Raw genomic sequence first — 21441 nt, forward strand, 5'->3', positions numbered from 1 at the left:
ATGTTAGGGTCAAAATCCTTATTTTAATAAGTGTATACTATTAAAAGTCTTTGACTCCAACATCATAATAAGAAGATAACGTAAGGAGAGACATACACAAATGAAAGCCATAACAATGCAAAAGAACATAATTATCAGTATGAAAAAGCTATTAGCAATCTTATTAGTGATTGTTCTTGGGTGGAGTAGTAGTAACAGTGCCTTAGCAAAAGATGTAAAGAATACCACGAAGGATAACTGTACAACCGATGCGTTAATAAAAGCTCCAGTTAAGAAAATGAAAATGGCGACATCAAGTATAGGAAAAGTTAAAATGCTTGTATTTGTTATAGATTTTGCTGATGTGAAATATAAAGAAGATGTATTGGATCCAAATACAATGGAACAAGTTCTATTTGGAGATGGAACACTACAAGGTGCAAAAGTTCAAAGCTTAAAAGAGTATTATAACAAAGCTTCCTATGGAAATCTTAATGTGCAAGGAAATGTATATCGTTACACTGCAAAAGGAAAGATCCATGACTATGAATGCGATAATGGATTTGAAAATTTAATGATGGAAGTAATGAAATATTATGATAGCCAGATCGACTATTCGGATTATGACAAGAATGCAGATGGTTATATGGATGCGTTCAGTATCTCCATTCCAACAGGTGGTAATGCAACGTTTTGGTATGGATGTCAAGGAACTTGGTATCAACATCCAAACTTTAGTGTTGATGGAGAGAAGGTAAAACAATATATTATTAATGATGCACAACCTTATTCTTCGGATATTCAGAATTACCTTTCAGTTTTGGAACATGAGTTAGGACATTGCATGGGATTACCAGATTACTATTTATATGATACTACTACGGATTGGGAGGATTATCATGGAGAAGCTGGTTATGAACGAATGGAAGATGCATACGGAGATTTCTCCTCGTTTTCTAAATTAATGCTCGGATGGTTGAAGAAGAGTGAGGTAAAAGTAGCAGATAATAAAAAAACAAGCAGTACATATCGAGTATCATCTGCTAGTAAAAAAGGTTCCTGCTTAATACTTCCTATAGGAAAATGGAAGGGCGATTATAGCGGGGAATACTTTGTATTAGAGTATATAACTCCTGAAAATAATAACGAAGGATTGTTTCAGGAAGGCGGCATCCGAATATTTCATGTAGACGCGGATATGATTAAAGATTACGATGGTAATTACAATTTTAAATATGAAGGCTATAGCCAGTATTATAACAAAAGCCATAAGGGCGTGAGAGTTACAAGATTGGTTAATGATTCGAAAGGTTTCTTGAAAACTGGAGATGTTGTGAAATACGGCGTTACTAATTTTGCAGGATATGATAAAAAAGGAAAACAAACGGTTAATACAGGCTATGAAATAAAGATTGGTGCTTTAGAAAATGATACCTATACCATTCATGTAAAGATGGATAAATAGTAGTTAATACATGTAATATATGTAATAAGATATGATATTAGGTATACATGTCTCACAGCTAATTAAATATCCCGAACAATCAAGATTGGAATTAATTGATTGTTCGGGATATTTTGGTGGACAGATATTTGAAAAATGTCTGACTTATTCGTTCAAATGTTTTATTCAATATATAATCTAGTACAAGGGGGAGAAGATAAAAGTAGAACTAAAATACCATCTTCTGGACTTCGACATGGCCAAGAGCTAAAAGTTCATCTTCGAGCTTCTTTGCTGAATCATCGGCATTGTCAATGAACTCTAGAAGGATTAATCCATGTCGACTGCATTTATCTTCCGATGCTACATGAAGACCAACTCTAGTTGTAATCTCACAGCCATGTTCTGTTAGAAGTTCCTGAACATTAGGAACTATATTTTCTCGGTTTTCAACTTTAATACCCATGATAATTTTTGACATTCTTAACTACCTCATTTCCTCTTATTTTCAAATCATATACAGTATTGCCTTTAATTCTAATTTTACACTTGATTACATGTGCAATGTTAGTATACGAATTAAGGATAGAAATGAATAATTAAGGCTTAGCAGAATCGAGTTTAAACTAAAAATATCATTGGTTTATCGTAAGCGATTAATTTCGAATCTTGCTCTAGTCTGTAAATAATCTTTTAAAATATCAAAATGTTCTTCCAATGTACCGTCTGTAATTGCTAGATCTAGAGAAATTAGCATATTATTTAATATGTTATTATTTAGTTGGTTTTTCATACTGGTCAAGATATTTAGTTTCTCTTGGCAAGTCTTAGCATCTAAAAATTGAATTAACTCGCTGTTATCATAGTAGAATGGCTCATCTAAGATAGCATTCTCTTTCTGTATTGTATCTAATCTATTTTCTTTTACCGAAGTAGCTTGATTATCTTCTTCATGATTATCTAGATGATCTCTATCAACTAATGTAAATCGATAGGTATGCTCGTCCACTTTGCTAATAAAATTCTCTAATGGCCTGACAAATACTTGATATTTACCATACAATGCTTGATATACTACCATCTTTTCGTCAGTTTCGGAATGAATTGCTATAGCAATAATTTGGTAAAGTTTATTTTTAAAGTGACGATATATTTCTCCTGGTACCGGTAACTTGTATTTTTCCATTTCATCCGCTTCCTTTCATTAATAGCTCTAATCCTAATTACTATTATCATTAATTATAGCAGATATAGCCTAAATCTTAAATCATTAAATAAATCCTTATTGTGGAACAAACAAAACTTATATATATTTAATACCCCCTACGAATCTGTTCTCTAAAGAAAATTCATAGGGGGTATTTGTAGAAAATGTAAATGATCCTAAATCTTAAATCTTTGTGCTAGACTAGATAGTTTTTCAGCTAATTCAGAAGTGCTTTGTGCTTGCTTTGATACTTCTTCCACAGCCGTTGTAGTCTGAGAAATATTAGTTAGGATACTGGAAGAATTCTTGGTGGATTCTTCCGTCGTTGATGATACAGCAATCATAGCAGAAGTTACTTCTGTAATGTTATTTGATATAATATTAGAAGACTCTGAGATTTCTTTTGACATTCTACTTAGGAATTCTGCATCATCTTTATATTGTGTTCCTGCAGACATAATCATTTCATAATCTGGTTTTACATTGTTATCAATGAAATCTAAGATATCACTTGTATTTTCGATTAATTTATGTAGTGCAGTGTTGGTATTATCAACGATTAATCTAATCTCATCTACTGTGTTGCCAGATTGTTCTGCTAATTTTCTAACTTCATCTGCAACAACTGAGAAACCTTTTCCAGCTTCTCCAGCACGTGCGGCTTCAATAGATGCGTTTAGTGCTAACAGATTAGTCTGCTCTGAAATATTACCAATTGCATCAGCCATTTTACTGATTTCATCAACAACTTTAATTTCTTCAATTGCTTTCTTTATATTGACTTCTTTTTCGGCATAAAGAGTAGTTGCTGAATTTGAAGATTCATCCGCTTTATTTTTGATGTTATTTGCTCGCTCCATAATCTCAGTAGATGCTTTATCTCCATTTGCAGCTTTATGATATAATTCTTTCGTAAGATCTGAGATTCGTTCAGCTGTTTTACTAACAATTCTTGTAGAGTTATTTAATTCGGCATTACCATTTGATATTTCTTCTGTTGAATTACTTACGTTCATCATAGTAGCAGAGATTTCTTCCATTGTTGCAGTTAATTCTTCACTTGCAGCACTTAATTCTTGGTTACCATTTATGATTTCAGAAACTACTTCTCTCATGTTTAGAGTAGCATCATTAATAGCGATTGCCATTTTACCTAATTCGTCTTCACGAGTAATTTTAATCTGTTGAGAGAGGTCACCATTTTTTAAGTTGGTTGCATAGTTTACAACCGTATTAATTCTCTTTGCTAACCACTTGGATAATCTAAAGCTTATTGTGAAACTAATAAGGATACCAGCTACACTAAAAATAATTAATGAAATAATCGAACTATTATAGATATCTTTACTTTCTTGATATTTTGCTTTTGCAGAAGCGACATTCAATTCTACCATTTCACCAATTCCATCTTTAATTGGTTGTCTTATCGCCTTGTAATTACCTTTAAATTCTGCTAATGCATCTGTATAATTACCAGCTTGAACTAGTGATACAATTTTTTGCATGGATTCACGATAAGCTGGATATTGAGCGATAAGTGCTTTGTATTTCTTTTCCTCTTTTTTGCTTTCGAATGGTAACTTTTCATATTCAGTAAAAAGTTTATCTGTATCTGTTTGTTTTTCTGAGATATCATCTGTCATATCTTGAATATCGTCTTTTAAATTTTCATTTAAGAGTTGCTCTAAATCAATTTTTTCCATGAAACTATTTCCTTGAATTGCATAGATACAATTTAAACGAGACAGACTATTTTCATAAATGTAGTTACCATTAGTGTGGATTTGCTTGATATCCATCAAACCAATAGTAGCAATGATAATAAGAAAAACTGTGTTAAGTATACTTGTGATAATAAGTCTTTGAGATATTTTGATTTTTTTGAACATATTGTTCTCCCCTTTTTTTAATTATTATACTTACCTATTAAGAATAACACGCAATAATGAAAAAGTGTAGTGGTATTATGGATAAAAGCGAAGAAAATGGTTGAAATATAGGATATATTGTAAAAAAATATTGTAAAGTATAAAATGTATAGAAAATTATAGGATATAATGGAAAACATGAAATGGTTTTGATATACTTGGTAAGATGGAATTGTTTAAGAAAATAAGAAAGCATATAGTTTAAAATATTAAGATGGCAGGGGGATATCATGGATTATTACAGCAAGGCTTTAAAAGTTATAGATAAAGAAAAGAAAGAAGTAAGTAAGCAATATAGATTAATATCCAATATAAGATTATTTGTAAGTGTAGTAGGAATCCTATTCTTTGTACTTAGCATTATAGATCAAAATATGATTTATTTTGCTATATTTTTAGGTAGTAGTGTATTGTTTGTGGGATTTGTTGTCTATCATGATAAAATAAGAGAAAGAAAAGAATATACGGATGCAAAGGAGAAAGTGTTATTAAAACAAGTAGATCGAAGGAATAGTAAATGGTCTTCATTTGAAGAAACAGGGATTGAGTTTTGCAAAGAGGATATGACGATTGAAAAAGATTTGGATCTATTAGGAAGAAATTCACTTTATCAATATATTTGCACTTGTAACACAATTGAAGGAAAGAGATTCTTATTTACATATCTAAAAGAAGATAACATTGATAGAAAGAAAATATATAAGAAACAGAATGCAGTAAAAGAATTTCTTGAAAATGAAGAACTGGCTTTGGAATTCGAAACAAGGAGTATGATGGTTGGTATGAAAATTGGTCCCAAGCAGAATGCATGGTATGAGAGTTTCTTGGAATATCTGTTTATGAAAGAAAGTTTACTCGCCACATTTTTTCAACAAGTATCTTTTATCCTACCAATTTGTAATGCTATCGCTTTTGTGCTTTTTTTAAAAGGGAACATTAACATCTATATACCATTTACATTAACATTTTTGCAATTGTGTTTGGCCTACTATATCAGTTTTCGGTGTAAAGATATCATATCAAAAGTATTTCGTTTCTGTTCGCATATTGGAGAATATTACAGATTCATTCAATATATTGAAAATGTTGAATTCAGCTCAGTGTATTTAAAAGAATTGAAAAGTAAAATATCAAATGATTATAAGACGACAAAAGGTATTCAAAAGTTGGATCATATAAATGAGGCCTTTCTAATTCATACTAATCCATATATTCATATCTTTTTGCAAATGTTTTTAATGTATGATCTACATTGTATTCGATTGCTCGAACAATGGAAAAAAAGTTATGCAGATAGTATGGTAATCATTTTTAAAGTAATTGGGGAGATGGAGGCGTTAGAGAGTCTATCAGTGATTGGCAGAGACCGTGAAATTAGTTTCCCTATATTAAAGGAGTCAGAAGACATTATCTTTCATGGAAGTGATATGACACATCCTTTAATTCAAGCAGATCAAGCAGTAAAGAATTCTATTCACATTGAACATGGAATAGAGATAATTACAGGTTCCAATATGTCTGGAAAGACAACTTTTCTAAGGACGATAGGAATGAATATGGTGCTGGCTTATGCAGGTGCACCTGTTTGTGCAAGTAGGATGGAATTATCAGTAATGAACTTATTTACATCCATGAGAGTTCAGGATGATGTATCTAAAGGTGTTTCATCATTTTATGCGGAGGTATTACGTATAAAAGAGATGGTAGAGTATGCAAAGAATCACAAACCGATGTTAGCGTTAATTGACGAGATATTCAAAGGAACCAATTCAGCAGATCGTATTACTGGTGCTAAAGAAATATTAAAGTATTTGAATAAGAGACATGTGATAGCGGTAGTTTCAACTCATGATTTTGAACTATGTAGCTTGGTAGAGAATAATGAGGTCGTAGGTAGCAATCATCATTTTGAAGAATATTATGATTCAGACCAGATTCACTTTGATTATAAAATGAAAAAAGGCAGAGGTTATACTACCAATGCCAAGTATATATTAAGAATGGCAGGATTGATAAATAAATAATTAATTAATAATCCGAAATTCAAAGCCTTTTTATTCCATGCATGTAATTTTGAATATATTGTTATAATAGAAGAGTCTCTTATCATACTTTTAGATAATTTATTGGTGATTCTTTTTATATAAGAATTTTCATACTCAAGATTTATATATTATTTATCATTCAATAAATGTGTGATTACTTCAAAAAAGAATGGACAAATATTGGAAAATTAGATATGCTATACAAAAGAGTTTACATACAATTAACAAATTCCAATTTTATAAGCGGATTCTCATAGAATTGATAGAACTAAAAGAAGAGTATTATAGATAGTGGGGTTAATAATGAATAAAAAGGTTAGAAAAATATATGTTACCATTCTTATCATAATATTATTAGGAATTGTATTATTTCAAATGTTTCAAGGTATGATTGATGATATTGTAATGAATATTAGAAACTTAAGCTTACTAGGAGTGACTTTAATACTCATCTCTGCAATCCTCTATCAGATGTTAGATGGTGTAATTGTTGCTTTTTTACTTAGAAAATATAAAAAAGATTTTACTTTTTCAGAAGGAATACAAGCAGTATTGCAAGGCTGTTTCTATCGTGTCATTACGTTCGGTAGTGGAACACAAGCAGGACAGATCTATTTCTTATATGGGAAGGGGATTCAACCATCGGAAAGCATGAGCGCTATGACACTTGCTTATGCATTACAGAAAATAGGTGTATTTCTATATATCACAATATGTTTCGTATGGAACTATTCATTTTTCTCTAGTAGATTTCATAGTTATATGAAATACATTGATATAGGCTATATCATCAACCTAATTGTTGTAGTGCTACTAATACTACTTGTGGTATCAAAGCGATTTCATGGTTTTCTTATTGGGATTCTTCAATCACTATCTAGAAAATATGGAAAAAGTGATAAAAATAGAGAAAGATTCGAGAAAATAGAATCACAGATTCAGTCCTTATCCATTGATTCTAAAGTAATATTAAAAGATAGAATGTTATTAATTCAAATAATTGTATTAGAACTTATAAAACTAACTAGTTGGTATATCATCCCATACATTACTTTTGTTATTGGAAGTGGTATTCATACTTCATTAAGTATATTCCAATTAATTGCTCTTACTGCATTTATGAATGTATTGTTGGGTGTCATACCTGCACCATCAGGAATTATGTCAACGGAATTAGTATTTACCGCATTGTTTTCTGTATTTGTTGGGAAAGTAAGAGCGGGTGCTGCAATGATTATCTATCGAACAGCTACTTATATATTCCCTTCACTTATGGGAATCTTTACTTGGATATTTATCCGAAAAAGAAATAAAGAATTAAACCCTCAAACTTCACAGAAGTAAAGTTCATGGATGCTTGGTATATTCAGAAGTTGGATTTTATAAATTACCTTAATTATTATACTTTAAGTCTGGATTATCAAGTAACTATAGACTATAAACTGATAAGTTTGAGTAAAATTTTAAAAATGAATTGAAAATAATTTAATAGATTGTATAATAGATATGCGAAGATAAAAACACAGTCCGGTTGGTAGTCCGGGCGTAGCAAATAATTGCTATCAGTAACCTGCCTCCTTGGTTGTCCGTTCTTTGTTGATTAGAATAAGGAGGAGCTATCATGAATAATATAGCTAAAACAACTGACACTTTTATTAATCTACAGGTATTTTTTGAAGAACCTTTTTTTATTGCAATATGCGAGAAACAAGAAGAAAATAAGCTTATGGTTAGTAAAATAGTGTTTGGTACAGAACCAAAAGATTTTGAGGTGCAAGAGATGATACTAAATCGATGGTATCAATTAAAGTTTAGTCCATCCCTTGAAGAAGAAATCAAACCAATCACTAGAATCAATCCGAAACGATTACAAAGAAATGTTAAAAAGCAATTAAGTGAGCTGGGGATTGGAACAAAATCGCAGCAAGCTTTAAAATTACTTCATGAGCAGAACAAGATTGATCGAAAATCAAGAAGCCGTGAGCGGAAGGAAGAAATAAAAGAACGTCAATTTGAATTAAAGCAACAGAAAAAGAAAGAGAAGCATAGAGGCAGATAACTGCCTTTATGCTTCTTTTTTCGTCAAAAAATGAGTATAATAAAAAAAAACAAATGTTTTCAGAATATTCAAAGTTTGAACAAACATTTTTCACAATTAATTGGTATGATTATAAAATAAATATAATAAAATTACAGAAATATACACTTGAAAAGTAAGACAAATCCATGGTATTAAAGTATTGTAGATGTAATGACTAATTTTTTATATTGAAATAAATGTATATTTATGAAAAAGGTGTAATCTTGTGACCTATTACGGTAAATGTGAGCAAGCGAGGTAGAAATGGAGGTATCTATGCTTCTAAATAAACAAAAAGATCAAGTGAAACAGAGTGTTATAAACTCTGATAACTCAAGTCAAGCGATTGCGTATGAGAGAACATTTTATGCATTAGGAACTAAAAATAGCATTAAAATATTAGAAATTAAAAATGAGCAAGCTCTAGATCAAGCAGTTCAGCGTGTTCTTGAAATTGATCAAAAAATGTCTGCATATAACGAAGATAGTGATATATCAAAAATTAGAAAAAATGCAGGTAAGGGTTATGTGACAGTAGATAAAGATACTTATACTCTAATAAAAAAATCAGTTCAATATTCGAAGGATTTTAACGGTGCATTTGATATTACCATACGCCCATTGATTGAATTATGGGGGATTAATAAAAAAGGAGATTATATCCCAAGCACTAGTGAAATTAAAAAAGTTCTCCCTCTTGTGGATTATAAGGATATATCATTTCGAAATCTAAGTAAAAGTATAGCATTAAAGAAAGAAAATCAAGCAATTGATTTAGGTGGAATAGCAAAGGGATATGCTGCTGATGAGGTATGTAGAATTCTAAAAGAAAATGGAGTAAATAGTGCAATTATTAACTTAGGAGGGAATATCATAACTCTTGGTAAGAAAATAGATGGAACACCATTTCGAATCGGAATTCAAAATCCAATGAGTAGAACTGGTGATATTATTGGAACATTAAATGTTACAGATAAAACAATCGTAACCTCTGGTAGTAATGAGAGATTCTTTATTAAAGATGGGGTAAGGTACCATCACCTTCTGAATCCAAGAACAGGAATGCCAGCTAGAAGTGGATTACTTAGTGTTACGGTAATATGTAACAAATCCATAGAAGCAGATGCTTTAAGCACTGCAATATTTATTCAAGGAATGGAGAGAGGAAGAAAGCTTCTTAAAGATAAAAAGGCGGAGGCCATTTTTATTCATGAGGATTTATCCGCTCTAGTAACAGAGGGTCTAAAAGACAATTTTCAATTAAGAATGTAAAGTTTCAATTCTATCTTATATTCAATGTTAATTTTTTTTAATTACCTATAAAAAGTATAATCGAAAGGATGTATTTGTATGAAGAAAGCAAAGAAATTATCAATTGTAGCAATAAGCAGAGCATTTATACAAGTTTTATGTTTTGTTTTTCTACCGTCACTATATATTAGTGCATTAATGGGAGTAAAAGAGCTGTATCTAGCAGCTATACATAATGAATTTAGTGCGAACATAATTACAGATTTAATTCCACTAATAGCAACCGTTCCACTGACAATATTATTAGGACGATTTTTCTGTGGTTGGATGTGTGCATTTGGTTCCTTTACAGATTTTATTTATAAAGTGTCCAGTCAATTTGTAACTAAGAAAAAATTAAAGGAAGAAATTGATGGAGCATTAAAATATGTAAAGTATGGGATTCTTGTACTTATTATTATGGTAATCTGGAGTCTTAATGTCACTGTTTTTAGCAGTTCAAGTCCTTGGGATGTATTTGGAATGCTATTTACAGTAGGTAAATTACCAGATTTATCATATGTTATATCATACTTAACCGTAGGATTTGTACTATTTATTGCAATTATAATTGCTTCTGTATTTGTAGAAAGATTCTTTTGTAGGTACCTATGTCCTATGGGTGCAATCTTTGGATTAACATCATTATTAAGGATTGGAAAGATAAGAAAACCTACAGATGGTTGTGGAAAATGTAGAATATGTACGAATAATTGTGCAATGGGTATTCCTTTATACAAATATGATGAAGTAAGCAGCCCAGAATGTATTAACTGTATGAAATGTGTATCTTCCTGTCCAAGAAATAATACTTCATATTCAGTAGCGAAAAAAGATGTTCGTCCACTTATGGCAGGATGTGTATCCTTTGCTGTGATGACAGGTATCTATTATGTTGGTAACATTACTGCATCAGCCAATGGAGGGAATACTACAATTAGCTCAACCTCTACAAACAATGCAAATAGTTTATATAATGATGGAACTTATGAAGGTAGTGGTACTGGTTTCCGTGGACAAACAACTACAGTGAATGTTACAGTAAAAAGTGGTGCGATAACAAATATTGAAACAGTAACTACGGGAGATGACGGGGACTTCTATAATAGAGCATTTAATGGTGTTACAAGTGATATTATTAGTAGTCAATCAACAGATGTGGATTCAGTTTCAGGGGCTACTTATAGTAGTAATGGAATTATGGAAGCAGTTGCAAATGCATTAGAAAGTGCAAAAACAGGAAGCAATAGCAGTCAATCAACTGATAGCAACGCAACGAGCAATGATTCAAGTAGCAGTACTTCAAGTAACACAGAAGATTCTAGCAATGGGTATGGCCGTGTGGGCCATAAAGGTCAAAGATCTGATGATTCAAAAGAATTTAATAATAGCCAAGATGCGGATGTTAGCAACAACGATGCTAACTCAAGCAGTAAAAGTTCTTCCTCATCTACAGCTGAATATACAGATGGAACATATGAAGGTAGCGGGACTGGTTTTAGAGGAGCAACTACAACGTTAAAAGTAACCGTATCTAAAGGTAAAATCTCTGATATTAGTGTAGAATCATATGGTGACGATGCACAATTTTTTGAGAGTGCATATGATACAGTAACACAAGAAATTATTTCCGAACAGTCAACAAACGTTGATTCTGTATCAGGTGCAACTTATAGTAGTAATGGTATTATGGAAGCAGTTGCAGATGCTCTTAATAGCGCTACAAAATAAGAGTTAGAAGAGATAGAATCTATAACATCTAGATAAATAGAATTTGGTTTCAGAATAATAGAATAGATAAAAAGGGAGTGCAATAAACAATACCAAAAGTTCAGAAAGAGCTTTCTATTGATGTATACACTTCCTTTTTTCTTTTAAATAAAAATTTTAATATAAGAAATAGCTTGCGTAATAATCGCGATGAAGATATTATATTAGTATAGTCAATAAACTAAAATGGAAATAACAGTAGAAGTTTATTGGTGAATATAGAAATTAAGTTTATATAATTAGTTTATTATGAAAAAAACAAGGTTACAGTGTATAGATTACAAAATGGAGGAAATAATATGTATAGATGGGGAATATTGGCAACAGGTGGTATAGCAAGTACATTTGCAAAAGCACTAAATTACGTAGAGGATGCTACACTTTATGCGGTAGCTTCAAGAAATCAAAAGAAAGCAAATGAGTTTGCAGAAGAATATGGCATAGAAAAAGCATACGATTCCTATGAAAAACTAGTTCAGGATGAGAAAGTAGATATCATCTACATAGCAACGCCAATGAATTGTCATTATGATAATGTGAAATTATGTTTAGAACATGGTAAAAATGTGCTTTGCGAAAAAGCGATAACTATAAATGCAAAACAACTAGAAGAATTAATTACATTAGCAAAAGAAAAAGATGTATTCTTCATGGAAGCCATGTGGACGAAATGCTTGCCAGCATTTCAAAAAGCTAAGGAATGGATTAAAGAAGGAAAGATTGGTAAGGTACAGATGATTAAGGCTGATTTTTGCAATCAGGTTCCATACCAAGAGGAAAGTAGATTATTTCGTAAGGATCTTGGCGGAGGTGCTATCCTAGATTTAGGGGTATATCCGATTTCTTTTGCAACTTCTTTTTTAGGAACGAGGCCAAATAGAATTATTAGTAATGCACGTATGGGACAATCGGAAGTTGATTTTGATTGTGGCATCATGCTTCAATATGATAATGCATTTGCTATTTTATCATGTGGATTTGATATATTATGTAATAATAATGCTACCATTATTGGAAGTGAAGGTACAATAAGTTTTGGAGATTGGTTCTTTACAACTCCTAATGTTAATTTATATAATAGTAAATTGGAGTTAATTGAAGAAGTATCCCTTCCACATGAATGTAATGGTTATGAATATGAGATAATGGAAGTACATCGATGCTTAGGGAATAAACAAAAAGAAAGTACTTTGATTCCTCTATCAGATACTCTGGATATTATGAAGATTATGGACCAATGTAGAAAAGATTGTGGTCTAGTATATCCAGAAGAATAGAAAGTATATTGTATGTCGCCAAAGGCGACTGATGGGAGATTTTATGGATTATAAGATTAAGTTAAATACACCTGAGGATGTTAATGAATTTGTTAAAGCTGCAAATGAGTGTGATTTTGATGTTGATATTTCATACAATCGATTTATTGTAGATGCTAAATCGATTTTGGGTGTTTTGTGTTTAAATCTAAGACAATCATTGAAGGTATCAGCTCAAAGTAGAGATATACAATTTGAAGAGTTTCTAAAGAAATATGAAGTAGCATAAAAATAAGGATTAATAAATATCCAGTTAATAAGCAGAGAAATTTAATGTTAGAAAAGTACCAAATGTTATGAAATTAATAAAAGGTGCTGATACATGAGTCAGCACCTTACTTTTATGTACGAATCTTAGGATAATATTATAACACAATTCAGTTACTTTAACCTTCGAGATACAGCCTAATATCTTTTGAATTTAATGGTTTGCTAAAGAGGTATCCTTGAATACGGTCGCATTTATATTGTTCTAGAATATCTAACTGGTTATTATCCTCAACACCTTCTGCAATTACATGTATATTTAGGTTATGAGCAAGTCTGATAATGGTTTCGGCAATATATGTATCTTTTTTATTAGCAGCGATATTATCAATAAATGATTTATCTATTTTTAGCGTATTAATTGGCATCTTTGTAAGATAATTCAACGAAGAATAGCCTGTACCAAAATCATCTAAGGCAATTTTAACTCCAAGCGTTTGAAAATTTTTAAATAATGTTGCTGCATCATACATAGAGTAAAGTAAAGAAGATTCTGTAATCTCAAGTTCAAGACATTCTGGAGGTAATTCTGTTTGATCAAGTACATCAGCTAAAGTTGTAAAGAATCCAGCACGATTCAGTTGAATGGAGGAAATATTTACTGATACTGTCACAGGAACTCCAGATTCATCAATTAAATTTTTAGTAAATTGGCAAGCTTCTCGTAATGCCCATGCGCCAAGATCTACTATTAACCCACTATCTTCTGCAATTGGTATAAATTCAGTAGGAGATAGGATACCTAGAGTCTTACTTTGAATTCTCATAAGAGCTTCATATCCTATGATTTCTTTGCTTATAATTGATACTTGTGGTTGATACATTAAGAATACTTCATGATTTTCAATCGCATGGCGTAACACCTCAAGAATTTCAGCGCTTCGGCTCAATTCATCTTGCATACTTTTATTAAATAGAGTAACTTTATTTCTACCAGTATCTTTCGATTTGTACATAGCAATATCAGCATTTTTAATTAATGTTTTTGAAGTGGTTCCATTTTCAGGATAGATTGCAATTCCAATACTCATGGAGATATATACTAATTTTTTATGAAGTGTAAGAGGATTTTTAAATTCATTTAATATATCATTAGCGAATGTAATTGCTTGCTCGGAGGAGTCGATATTCTCGCGAAAGATTAAGAATTCATCGCCTCCTGCTCTAGCTAGAATATCATTATTCGTCATTAATGAATTTAATCTTGCAGAAGTCTCAGCTAATAGGCGATCGCCGTAATCATGTCCTAAGGTATCATTAATTGTTTTGAAATTATCTAGATCAATAAAGAATACCGCATGATGGGTATTATTAATATTTCGTAAAAGTGTTTGATTAATCCGATTATGAAAGGTTAATTTATTAGGTAGTTTGGTAAGTGTATCATGGTATGCAAGATATTCAATCTGTTCATAATTAGTACGTAGTTCTTCTTCTTTATCCACAAGAGTTTGATGCATCTCTCTAAGATCATTATAGTTAGTTTTGATAATATGTATCATCTGATTGAAGCTTTTACTAAGCTCTCCAATCTCATTATCAGATACAATATCGGATTTTACATCAAGATTGCCATGGGCTGCCTGCTGAATAATATCCTTTAATTTAATAATGGGTTTGGTGTAAGTATTCGTTATCTTCGAACTTACTATGTAGATGAGCAAGTAGGTACACATTAATATGATAATTAGCTTCAGCAAGATCTTATATTGAACGTCTATAGGAATTGTAGATTCCTTTTGTACTACATAAGCCCAGTCATTATCTTTAAGAATAGAATAAGCATAAAGATAAGTTCTATTGTTTGTTTTATAAGATATTATATTATTATTAGAATTTCTATTTGAACTAGAAGTAGATATATTTTTGGCTTTCAAAAGTTTTCTGACAAGTATGCTATAGTTTGAACTATTTGAATCATTATTAAGAGTATAATTTAGTTTGTTATTCTTATTTGAGGATATATTGATGTGGAATATGGATTGCGTAGCATAGTTAAAAAAAAGCATAGAATTATTTTGGGTTGATTGGAAAAATGAATCAAAATAATGGATATCAAGGTTTAAAATAAGGTATCCTAGGATTGTATCATGATTTTCATTTAGGATAGGATAGCCTATTAGCAAAGTATCAGATTTTGTAGATGCTTTACTAACATGTGTTGGTAGAGACAATCCAATTTTTTTAGTTTGTTTCATATTATTAAGTAGAAGAGATTCATTCTTTTCCACTTTATTATTAATATTTGAATCATAAGAACTAATTCCGTTACAACTGATTAGTTTGGTACACTCCGAATTATATAGGTCTATTTTCCTATAGAATGGGCATAATTTTACCAGGCTTATCAATGAATTTTCAACTTCCTTTGTTCTGTTTATGGTAGATGGCAACTTATTAATGTTTGAGGATATTTGATTTTTAAGAAGAATAACCACTTCATTTATTTGGGATAAGGAGTATAGATCCTCCTCAATATTATTTATGGAATTAAAGAAATTATTGGAATTGGATGCGGATATGGATTTCATTTCTTCCTTTTCTGAATTGGTAAGTGAATGCGCAACTATTTCCGTTGAAAAGTATCCGAAGATTATGATAGGTATTGTTACAAAAATAAATAAAGTAAAGCGTAATATTTTTTTAATTGACATTGGTATCTCCCTTCAGAGGTGATTTATAACTTGTCTTCTTGAACATTCATTATAAGTAGAAGATTTAAAAAATTGTATATAAATGTAAAGGTATAACACATTATACCAACAACGGTGGGATAATGCAATATATACTGTAAAAAAAAGGGAATAAATACCTATTTACTTTTGGAATATTAAAGTGATTTTTTATATTTGCTTAATAAAAATATTAGTTGAAAAAACATTATATTGAAGTTATACTTGTAATGTTAAGTTTATACGCAATAATAGAGGTAACCTAATGAGCAATTAAGTGATTTCTTTGTTATGGACGAAAACCTTACGATTGTTTATAACGCATGAGTGGCACATGCTAAGGAATGGAGAAAAGATGTACAAGTTAATAAACAGAGACGGTAATGCAAAACGTGGCGAGTTTAAGACTGTTCATGGTACGATTCAAACGCCAGTTTTTATGAACGTTGGTACTGCAGCAGCAATAAAAGGTGCAGTTTCAACAATGGATTTACAAGAGATGAAGACACAAGTAGAATTGTCAAATACGTATCACTTACATGTAAGACCAGGTGATCAAGTAGTTAAGAAACTTGGAGGACTTCATAAATTTATGAATTGGGATAAGCCAATCCTTACGGATTCAGGTGGATTTCAAGTATTTTCCCTTGCTGGTCTAAGAAAGATTAAAGAAGAGGGAGTATATTTTAGTTCTCATATTGATGGTCATAAGATTTTTATGGGGCCAGAGGAAAGTATGCAGATTCAATCGAATCTTGCTTCTACAATAGCAATGGCATTTGATGAATGTCCACCTCACCCAGCGACTAGAGAATATATGCAGAATTCAGTAGATCGTACAACAAGGTGGTTACTAAGGTGTAAGGCGGAGATGGATCGCTTGAATTCTTTAGAAGATACCATTAATAAGCATCAGATGCTTTTTGGTATTAACCAAGGTGGAACCTTTGAAGATATCCGTATTGAACATGCAAAATTAATATCGGAGTTAGATCTTGATGGCTATGCATTAGGTGGATTAGCAGTAGGTGAGTCTCATGAAGAGATGTATCGAATTATTGAGGAGACAGTTCCATATCTACCAATAGAGAAGCCTGTTTACTTAATGGGAGTTGGTACTCCAGCTAATATATTAGAAGCAGTAGATCGAGGAGTAGATTTCTTTGACTGCGTATATCCTGCAAGAAATGGAAGACATGGTCATGCATATACGAACCAAGGTAAGATGAATCTAATGAATGCAAAGTATGAATTAGATGACAAACCGATAGAAGAAGGATGTAATTGTCCAGCATGTAAGCATTATAGCAGAGCATATATCAGACATCTATTAAAAGCAAAAGAAATGTTAGGATTAAGACTTATGGTAACTCATAATCTATATTTCTATAATAATATGATGGAAGAAATAAGAGATGCTATTGAGAATAATCGTTATAAAGAGTATAAAAAAGCAAAATTAGATGGCTTTTTAATAAATGATAAAAAATAATATAAGCATTTAGGAGGATTTATAATGAATTTTTTACCTTATTTATCTCAAAGTACTGCAGCAGGAGGAACTTTAATTCTTGTATTTTACATCGTAATATTTGGTGGTGGTATTTATTTCTTAATGGTAAGACCACAAAAGAAACAACAAAAAGCACATGATGCATTATTATTAACACTTGAAAATGGTGATAGTGTACTTACTTCAAGTGGTTTCTATGGTGTTGTTATTGATGTTATGGAAGAAGTTGTTATTGTTGAATTCGGAAATAATAAGAATTGTAGAATTCCAATGAAGAAGTCTGCAATAATTGAAGTTGAAAAACCAAATCAAGAATAATAGATAATAAAAAAAGGTAGTTTGCAAATATCAATTAATATTTGTTAACTGCCTTTTTATTTGATTATTCTAATTTAGTATTTTGTTTGCTTGATATATTTAGTCGAAAAGTTCCAATCATGGTAATAAGTTAATTATTTGTTTGTAAGATATTCTTTTAGTTTCTCTAGTATAGAATATGGAATTCTTAGATTGCCTTTCCCAATGCCCATTTCAATAAGTGGTTTGTTAGCACCGTGAAAGTCAGAACCACCTGTAATTAATAAGTCATATTTATTTGCAAGCTTTCGAACATAACTTTCATCAAAGTCAACATTTGCACTATAGATAGTTTCAATGCCTACTAGTCCAGCGTTTTTTAGTCTTGAAATAAGAGAATCTAATTCTTTTGGAGGTAATTTATATAACAGAGGATGAGCGAGCACAGGAATTCCTCCAGCAGCTTTTATTAGTTCAATTCCTTTTTCAGGGGTGATAAATTTACGTGGTACATAATAAGGACCATCTTCTCCAAGATATTTTTTAAAAGCCTCCTCTCTAGATTTTACATAACTATGCTCTAATAGATATTTTGCAAAATGGGCCCTAGTTATAATGGAATCGCCTTCGGACTCAACTAATTTTTCAAGAGTTATATCAATACCAGCATTTTGAAGGTTAGCAATCATTTTAATATTTCTATTTTCTCTATCATTTACGACAGCTTGTAATTCGCTTATTAAAGTTTCATTTTGGTAATCAAGAAATAGACCGAGCATATGAATATCTTTGGATTTATATGCTACTGATATTTCAACACCTGGTATTAACTCAAGATCTATTCCGTTGTTCTGATATTCCTTTACTGCGTTAAGAGCTTCGCTAATTCTCATAACGGTGTCATGATCCGTTAATGCAAATGCAGCTAGATTCATTTTAACAGCTTTTTCGACAACTTCCTTTGGAGTAAGAGTTCCATCTGATACATTGGAGTGTACATGTAAGTCAATATATTTCATAATATAAGCACTGATAAAGTGCTATTCACTTCCTTCCTTTATGAGGTCAAGCAATAACGATGTTTCAGTTATTTTATTGTACCACAAGTTGCAACATGAATGAAATAGATAATTAAACACATAAACAAATACATTTCACAAGTATATATTCCATTCGACACTCATATATTGTCAATATAATCCATGGGAGGTAGTAAGATGGACAAAGCTATTCAAAAGAATACAAAAGTATTTGTAATTATACGTTCTTTGCTAACATCTTATATTATTACAACAATCATATTATTATTATTGGCTCTATTTGTTTATAAAATGGATGTATCCAACAGCGTAGTAAAAATAGGAGTGATAATATCATATATCCTATCTAATTTGGTTGGAGGCTTCATAATTGGCAAAAATGTAGAGCAGAAGAAGTATCTGTGGGGAATCTTAATGGGGGTACTTTATTTTCTAATTATACTAATTGTATCAATCATGGTAAGTAAAGCTGTATTTGCTCATGTTGGTAGTGCAGTAACGGTATTTTTTATGTGTACATTAGGAGGAATGCTTGGAGGAATGATTAGTTAATCAATGGTTAGAGTGTTAAAAGTCCTATTTTCACTATGAGTCTTGACAAAATATAAACGATACCTTCGGCCGGACTACGCCAAAATTAATAATTATACATCAATATACACAATTTAGATTGAGAATGACTTTTGACACTCTAACTGAATATGGTATATTTCTCAAAAAAATACTTTAAAAACCATAAAAAATGTGTTATAATAGCACAAGTTGAATAGTGAAGGAGGTAATAAAATGAAACATATTAAAACATTAAATACTAGAAATTTAAAAGATACATTAAAAAAAGGTGGATGTGGAGAATGTCAAACTTCCTGCCAATCAGCTTGTAAAACTTCTTGCACAGTTGGAAACCAAAGTTGTGAAAACAATAACTAATTCGTGGGCAGCGACGAAAGTCGCTGCTTATTCATTATTTATTTTTAAATATGAATAAATTAGTTTATGTAAGTTTCCACATGGAAAAGAAAGTAATGTAGAATAATTGTAACTAAGATAAGAAAATATATAATTTTGAAAGAGGCTGTCTTGTAACTAGACATCCTCTTTGAGTTGTGTAAAAAACATTTCTAGAATAAGTTTTAACTTATGGAAGGAGTAACCTAAGTGATACATCAATATAAAAGCAACGGGTACAATATCGTACTTGACGTTAATAGTGGTATGATTCATGTGGTAGATGATGTTGTGTATGACATCATTGGCTTATATGAGAATAATAGTAAAGAGGATATCGTAACTACGATTCTTAAAAAGTATAGTTCAACGACAGAGGCAGAGATCTTAGAGGCAATAGGAGAAATTGAAGGTTTAAAAAATGATGGTGCATTATTTACAGAAGACATTTATGAGAATCATGCAGGTGATTTTAAAAATCGTTCTACCGTAGTAAAAGCTTTATGTTTACATATTGCACATGATTGTAATTTCGCATGTAAATATTGTTTCGCAGAAGAAGGCGAATATAAGGGTGATCGTTCTCTTATGAGTTACGAAGTGGGTAAAAAAGCTTTAGATTTCTTAATTAAGAGTTCTGGCAATAGACATAATCTTGAAGTGGATTTCTTTGGTGGAGAGCCATTAATGAATTTTCAAGTTGTAAAAGATCTTGTGAAGTATGGTAGAGAGCAAGAACAGATTCATAATAAAAAGTTTCGTTTTACATTGACTACCAATGGACTATTATTAAATGATGATATTATTGAATTTGCCAATAAAGAAATGTCCAATATCGTATTAAGTATTGACGGACGAAAAGAAATAAATGATCAGATGAGACCTCTTTCTAATAAAAAAGGTACAGGAAGTTATGATTATATCGTACCAAAATTCGTTAAGGTAGCGGAAAGCCGAAATCAAACGAATTACTATGTTAGAGGAACATTTACACATCATAATCTAGATTTTTCAGAAGATGTTCTTCATTTGGCAGATTTAGGATTTAAACAAATCTCAGTTGAGCCAGTTGTATCTCTTCCAGAAGAAGAATATTCTATCACTGAAGAAGATATCCCAGTAATCTGTGCTGAATACGATAAGTTAGCTAAGAAAATGATTGAAAGAAAGAAAGAAGGTAAAGATTTCAACTTCTTCCATTTCATGATTGACTTAAGCGGTGGTCCATGTGTATACAAGAGAATGTCTGGCTGTGGTTCGGGTACAGAATATTTGGCAGTAACACCTTGGGGAGACTTATATCCATGTCACCAATTTGTAGGAAGTACAGAATACCTATTAGGAAATGTAGACGATGGTATTGTGAATTCAAACGTACAAGAACAATTCAAGTGTTGTAATCTATATACAAAAGATAAATGTAAATCATGTTTTGCAAAATTCTATTGTAGTGGAGGATGTGCTGCTAATTCTTATAAGTTCCATGGAGATATTAATGATACTTATGATATTGGTTGTGAACTTCAAAGAAAAAGAGTAGAGTGTGCTATCATGATTAAAGCTGCCCAAGCAGAGATGGAATAAAAACTAGATTTAAGCAATTCTTATATTTTTTATCATATAAATTTTGTGAAGTGTGCATAAT

General features: G+C 31.2%; 18 protein-coding genes. 13 read left to right on the forward strand and 5 right to left on the reverse strand.

Annotated features, from left to right (window positions below):
- The first annotated feature begins 100 nt into the window (after nt 1-100).
- The gene (locus tag bsdtb5_RS06175) at nt 101-1444 is read left to right on the forward strand and encodes a metallopeptidase domain-containing protein (RefSeq protein ID WP_271715157.1); all 1344 of its coding nucleotides are present in this window, start codon (nt 101-103) and stop codon (nt 1442-1444) included.
- A gap of 208 nt (nt 1445-1652) precedes the next feature.
- Here bsdtb5_RS06175 and bsdtb5_RS06180 read toward each other — a convergent pair whose 3' ends face one another.
- The 3 genes from bsdtb5_RS06180 to bsdtb5_RS06190 all read right to left on the reverse strand — a co-directional run bounded on the left by bsdtb5_RS06180 (nt 1653) and on the right by bsdtb5_RS06190 (nt 4519).
- A complete protein-coding gene (locus bsdtb5_RS06180) occupies nt 1653-1904 on the reverse strand; it encodes a hypothetical protein (RefSeq protein WP_271715158.1) in 252 nt (83 codons plus the stop codon).
- A 162-nt stretch (nt 1905-2066) separates the two neighbouring features.
- Nucleotides 2067-2609 carry a DUF1653 domain-containing protein gene (locus tag bsdtb5_RS06185; RefSeq protein ID WP_271715159.1) on the reverse strand — a complete coding sequence of 181 codons (543 nt, stop codon included), beginning with the start codon at nt 2607-2609 and terminating at the stop codon, nt 2067-2069.
- Nucleotides 2610-2806: 197 nt separating this feature from the next.
- Nucleotides 2807-4519 carry a methyl-accepting chemotaxis protein gene (locus bsdtb5_RS06190; RefSeq protein ID WP_271715160.1) on the reverse strand — a complete coding sequence of 571 codons (1713 nt, stop codon included), beginning with the start codon at nt 4517-4519 and terminating at the stop codon, nt 2807-2809.
- A 269-nt stretch (nt 4520-4788) separates the two neighbouring features.
- Between bsdtb5_RS06190 and bsdtb5_RS06195 the strand changes: the two genes are divergently transcribed.
- From bsdtb5_RS06195 to bsdtb5_RS06225, 7 genes are all read left to right on the forward strand, one after another.
- Nucleotides 4789-6582 carry a MutS-related protein gene (locus bsdtb5_RS06195; protein ID WP_271715161.1) on the forward strand — a complete coding sequence of 598 codons (1794 nt, stop codon included), beginning with the start codon at nt 4789-4791 and terminating at the stop codon, nt 6580-6582.
- A gap of 324 nt (nt 6583-6906) precedes the next feature.
- Nucleotides 6907-7947, forward strand: coding sequence for a lysylphosphatidylglycerol synthase transmembrane domain-containing protein (locus tag bsdtb5_RS06200; protein WP_271715162.1), 1041 nt, complete (start codon nt 6907-6909; stop codon nt 7945-7947).
- A 277-nt stretch (nt 7948-8224) separates the two neighbouring features.
- On the forward strand, nt 8225-8662 hold the full coding sequence (locus bsdtb5_RS06205) for a YjdF family protein (protein ID WP_271715163.1): 438 nt from the start codon (nt 8225-8227) through the stop codon (nt 8660-8662).
- 297 nt (nt 8663-8959) lie between these two features.
- The gene (locus bsdtb5_RS06210) at nt 8960-9955 is read left to right on the forward strand and encodes an FAD:protein FMN transferase (RefSeq protein ID WP_271715164.1); all 996 of its coding nucleotides are present in this window, start codon (nt 8960-8962) and stop codon (nt 9953-9955) included.
- A 78-nt stretch (nt 9956-10033) separates the two neighbouring features.
- Nucleotides 10034-11704, forward strand: a complete 1671-nt coding sequence (locus bsdtb5_RS06215) for an FMN-binding protein (RefSeq protein WP_271715165.1) — start codon at nt 10034-10036, stop codon at nt 11702-11704.
- A 338-nt stretch (nt 11705-12042) separates the two neighbouring features.
- Nucleotides 12043-13020 (forward strand): Gfo/Idh/MocA family protein, encoded by a 978-nt coding sequence (locus tag bsdtb5_RS06220; RefSeq protein ID WP_271715166.1) that lies wholly within the window; start codon nt 12043-12045, stop codon nt 13018-13020.
- Between the two features lie 43 nt (nt 13021-13063).
- A complete protein-coding gene (locus tag bsdtb5_RS06225; RefSeq protein WP_271715167.1) occupies nt 13064-13288 on the forward strand; it encodes an HPr family phosphocarrier protein in 225 nt (74 codons plus the stop codon).
- A gap of 157 nt (nt 13289-13445) precedes the next feature.
- Here bsdtb5_RS06225 and bsdtb5_RS06230 read toward each other — a convergent pair whose 3' ends face one another.
- Nucleotides 13446-15980, reverse strand: coding sequence for an EAL domain-containing protein (locus tag bsdtb5_RS06230; RefSeq protein ID WP_271715168.1), 2535 nt, complete (start codon nt 15978-15980; stop codon nt 13446-13448).
- 373 nt (nt 15981-16353) lie between these two features.
- On the opposite strand from bsdtb5_RS06230, the gene tgt reads away from it, so the two are divergent.
- Together tgt and yajC are read left to right on the forward strand one after the other, a co-directional pair.
- Nucleotides 16354-17490 (forward strand): tRNA guanosine(34) transglycosylase Tgt, encoded by a 1137-nt coding sequence (gene tgt, locus bsdtb5_RS06235; protein ID WP_271715169.1) that lies wholly within the window; start codon nt 16354-16356, stop codon nt 17488-17490.
- A 24-nt stretch (nt 17491-17514) separates the two neighbouring features.
- On the forward strand, nt 17515-17829 hold the full coding sequence (gene yajC / locus bsdtb5_RS06240; RefSeq protein ID WP_271715170.1) for a preprotein translocase subunit YajC: 315 nt from the start codon (nt 17515-17517) through the stop codon (nt 17827-17829).
- Nucleotides 17830-17963: 134 nt separating this feature from the next.
- Here yajC and bsdtb5_RS06245 read toward each other — a convergent pair whose 3' ends face one another.
- A complete protein-coding gene (locus tag bsdtb5_RS06245; protein WP_271715171.1) occupies nt 17964-18827 on the reverse strand; it encodes a PHP domain-containing protein in 864 nt (287 codons plus the stop codon).
- Between the two features lie 198 nt (nt 18828-19025).
- On the opposite strand from bsdtb5_RS06245, the gene bsdtb5_RS06250 reads away from it, so the two are divergent.
- The 3 genes from bsdtb5_RS06250 (at nt 19026) to scfB (ending at nt 21380) form a co-directional block, all read left to right on the forward strand.
- On the forward strand, nt 19026-19400 hold the full coding sequence (locus bsdtb5_RS06250) for a TIGR04086 family membrane protein (RefSeq protein WP_271715172.1): 375 nt from the start codon (nt 19026-19028) through the stop codon (nt 19398-19400).
- A 234-nt stretch (nt 19401-19634) separates the two neighbouring features.
- Nucleotides 19635-19778: a six-cysteine ranthipeptide SCIFF gene (scfA, locus tag bsdtb5_RS06255; RefSeq protein ID WP_271715173.1), complete on the forward strand. Its 144-nt coding sequence runs from the start codon at nt 19635-19637 to the stop codon at nt 19776-19778.
- 228 nt (nt 19779-20006) lie between these two features.
- On the forward strand, nt 20007-21380 hold the full coding sequence (gene scfB / locus bsdtb5_RS06260; RefSeq protein WP_271715174.1) for a thioether cross-link-forming SCIFF peptide maturase: 1374 nt from the start codon (nt 20007-20009) through the stop codon (nt 21378-21380).
- Nucleotides 21381-21441 lie beyond the last annotated feature (61 nt).

The organism is Anaeromicropila herbilytica (assembly GCF_016591975.1).
Classification (GTDB): Bacteria; Bacillota; Clostridia; order Lachnospirales; family Lachnospiraceae; genus Anaeromicropila; species Anaeromicropila herbilytica.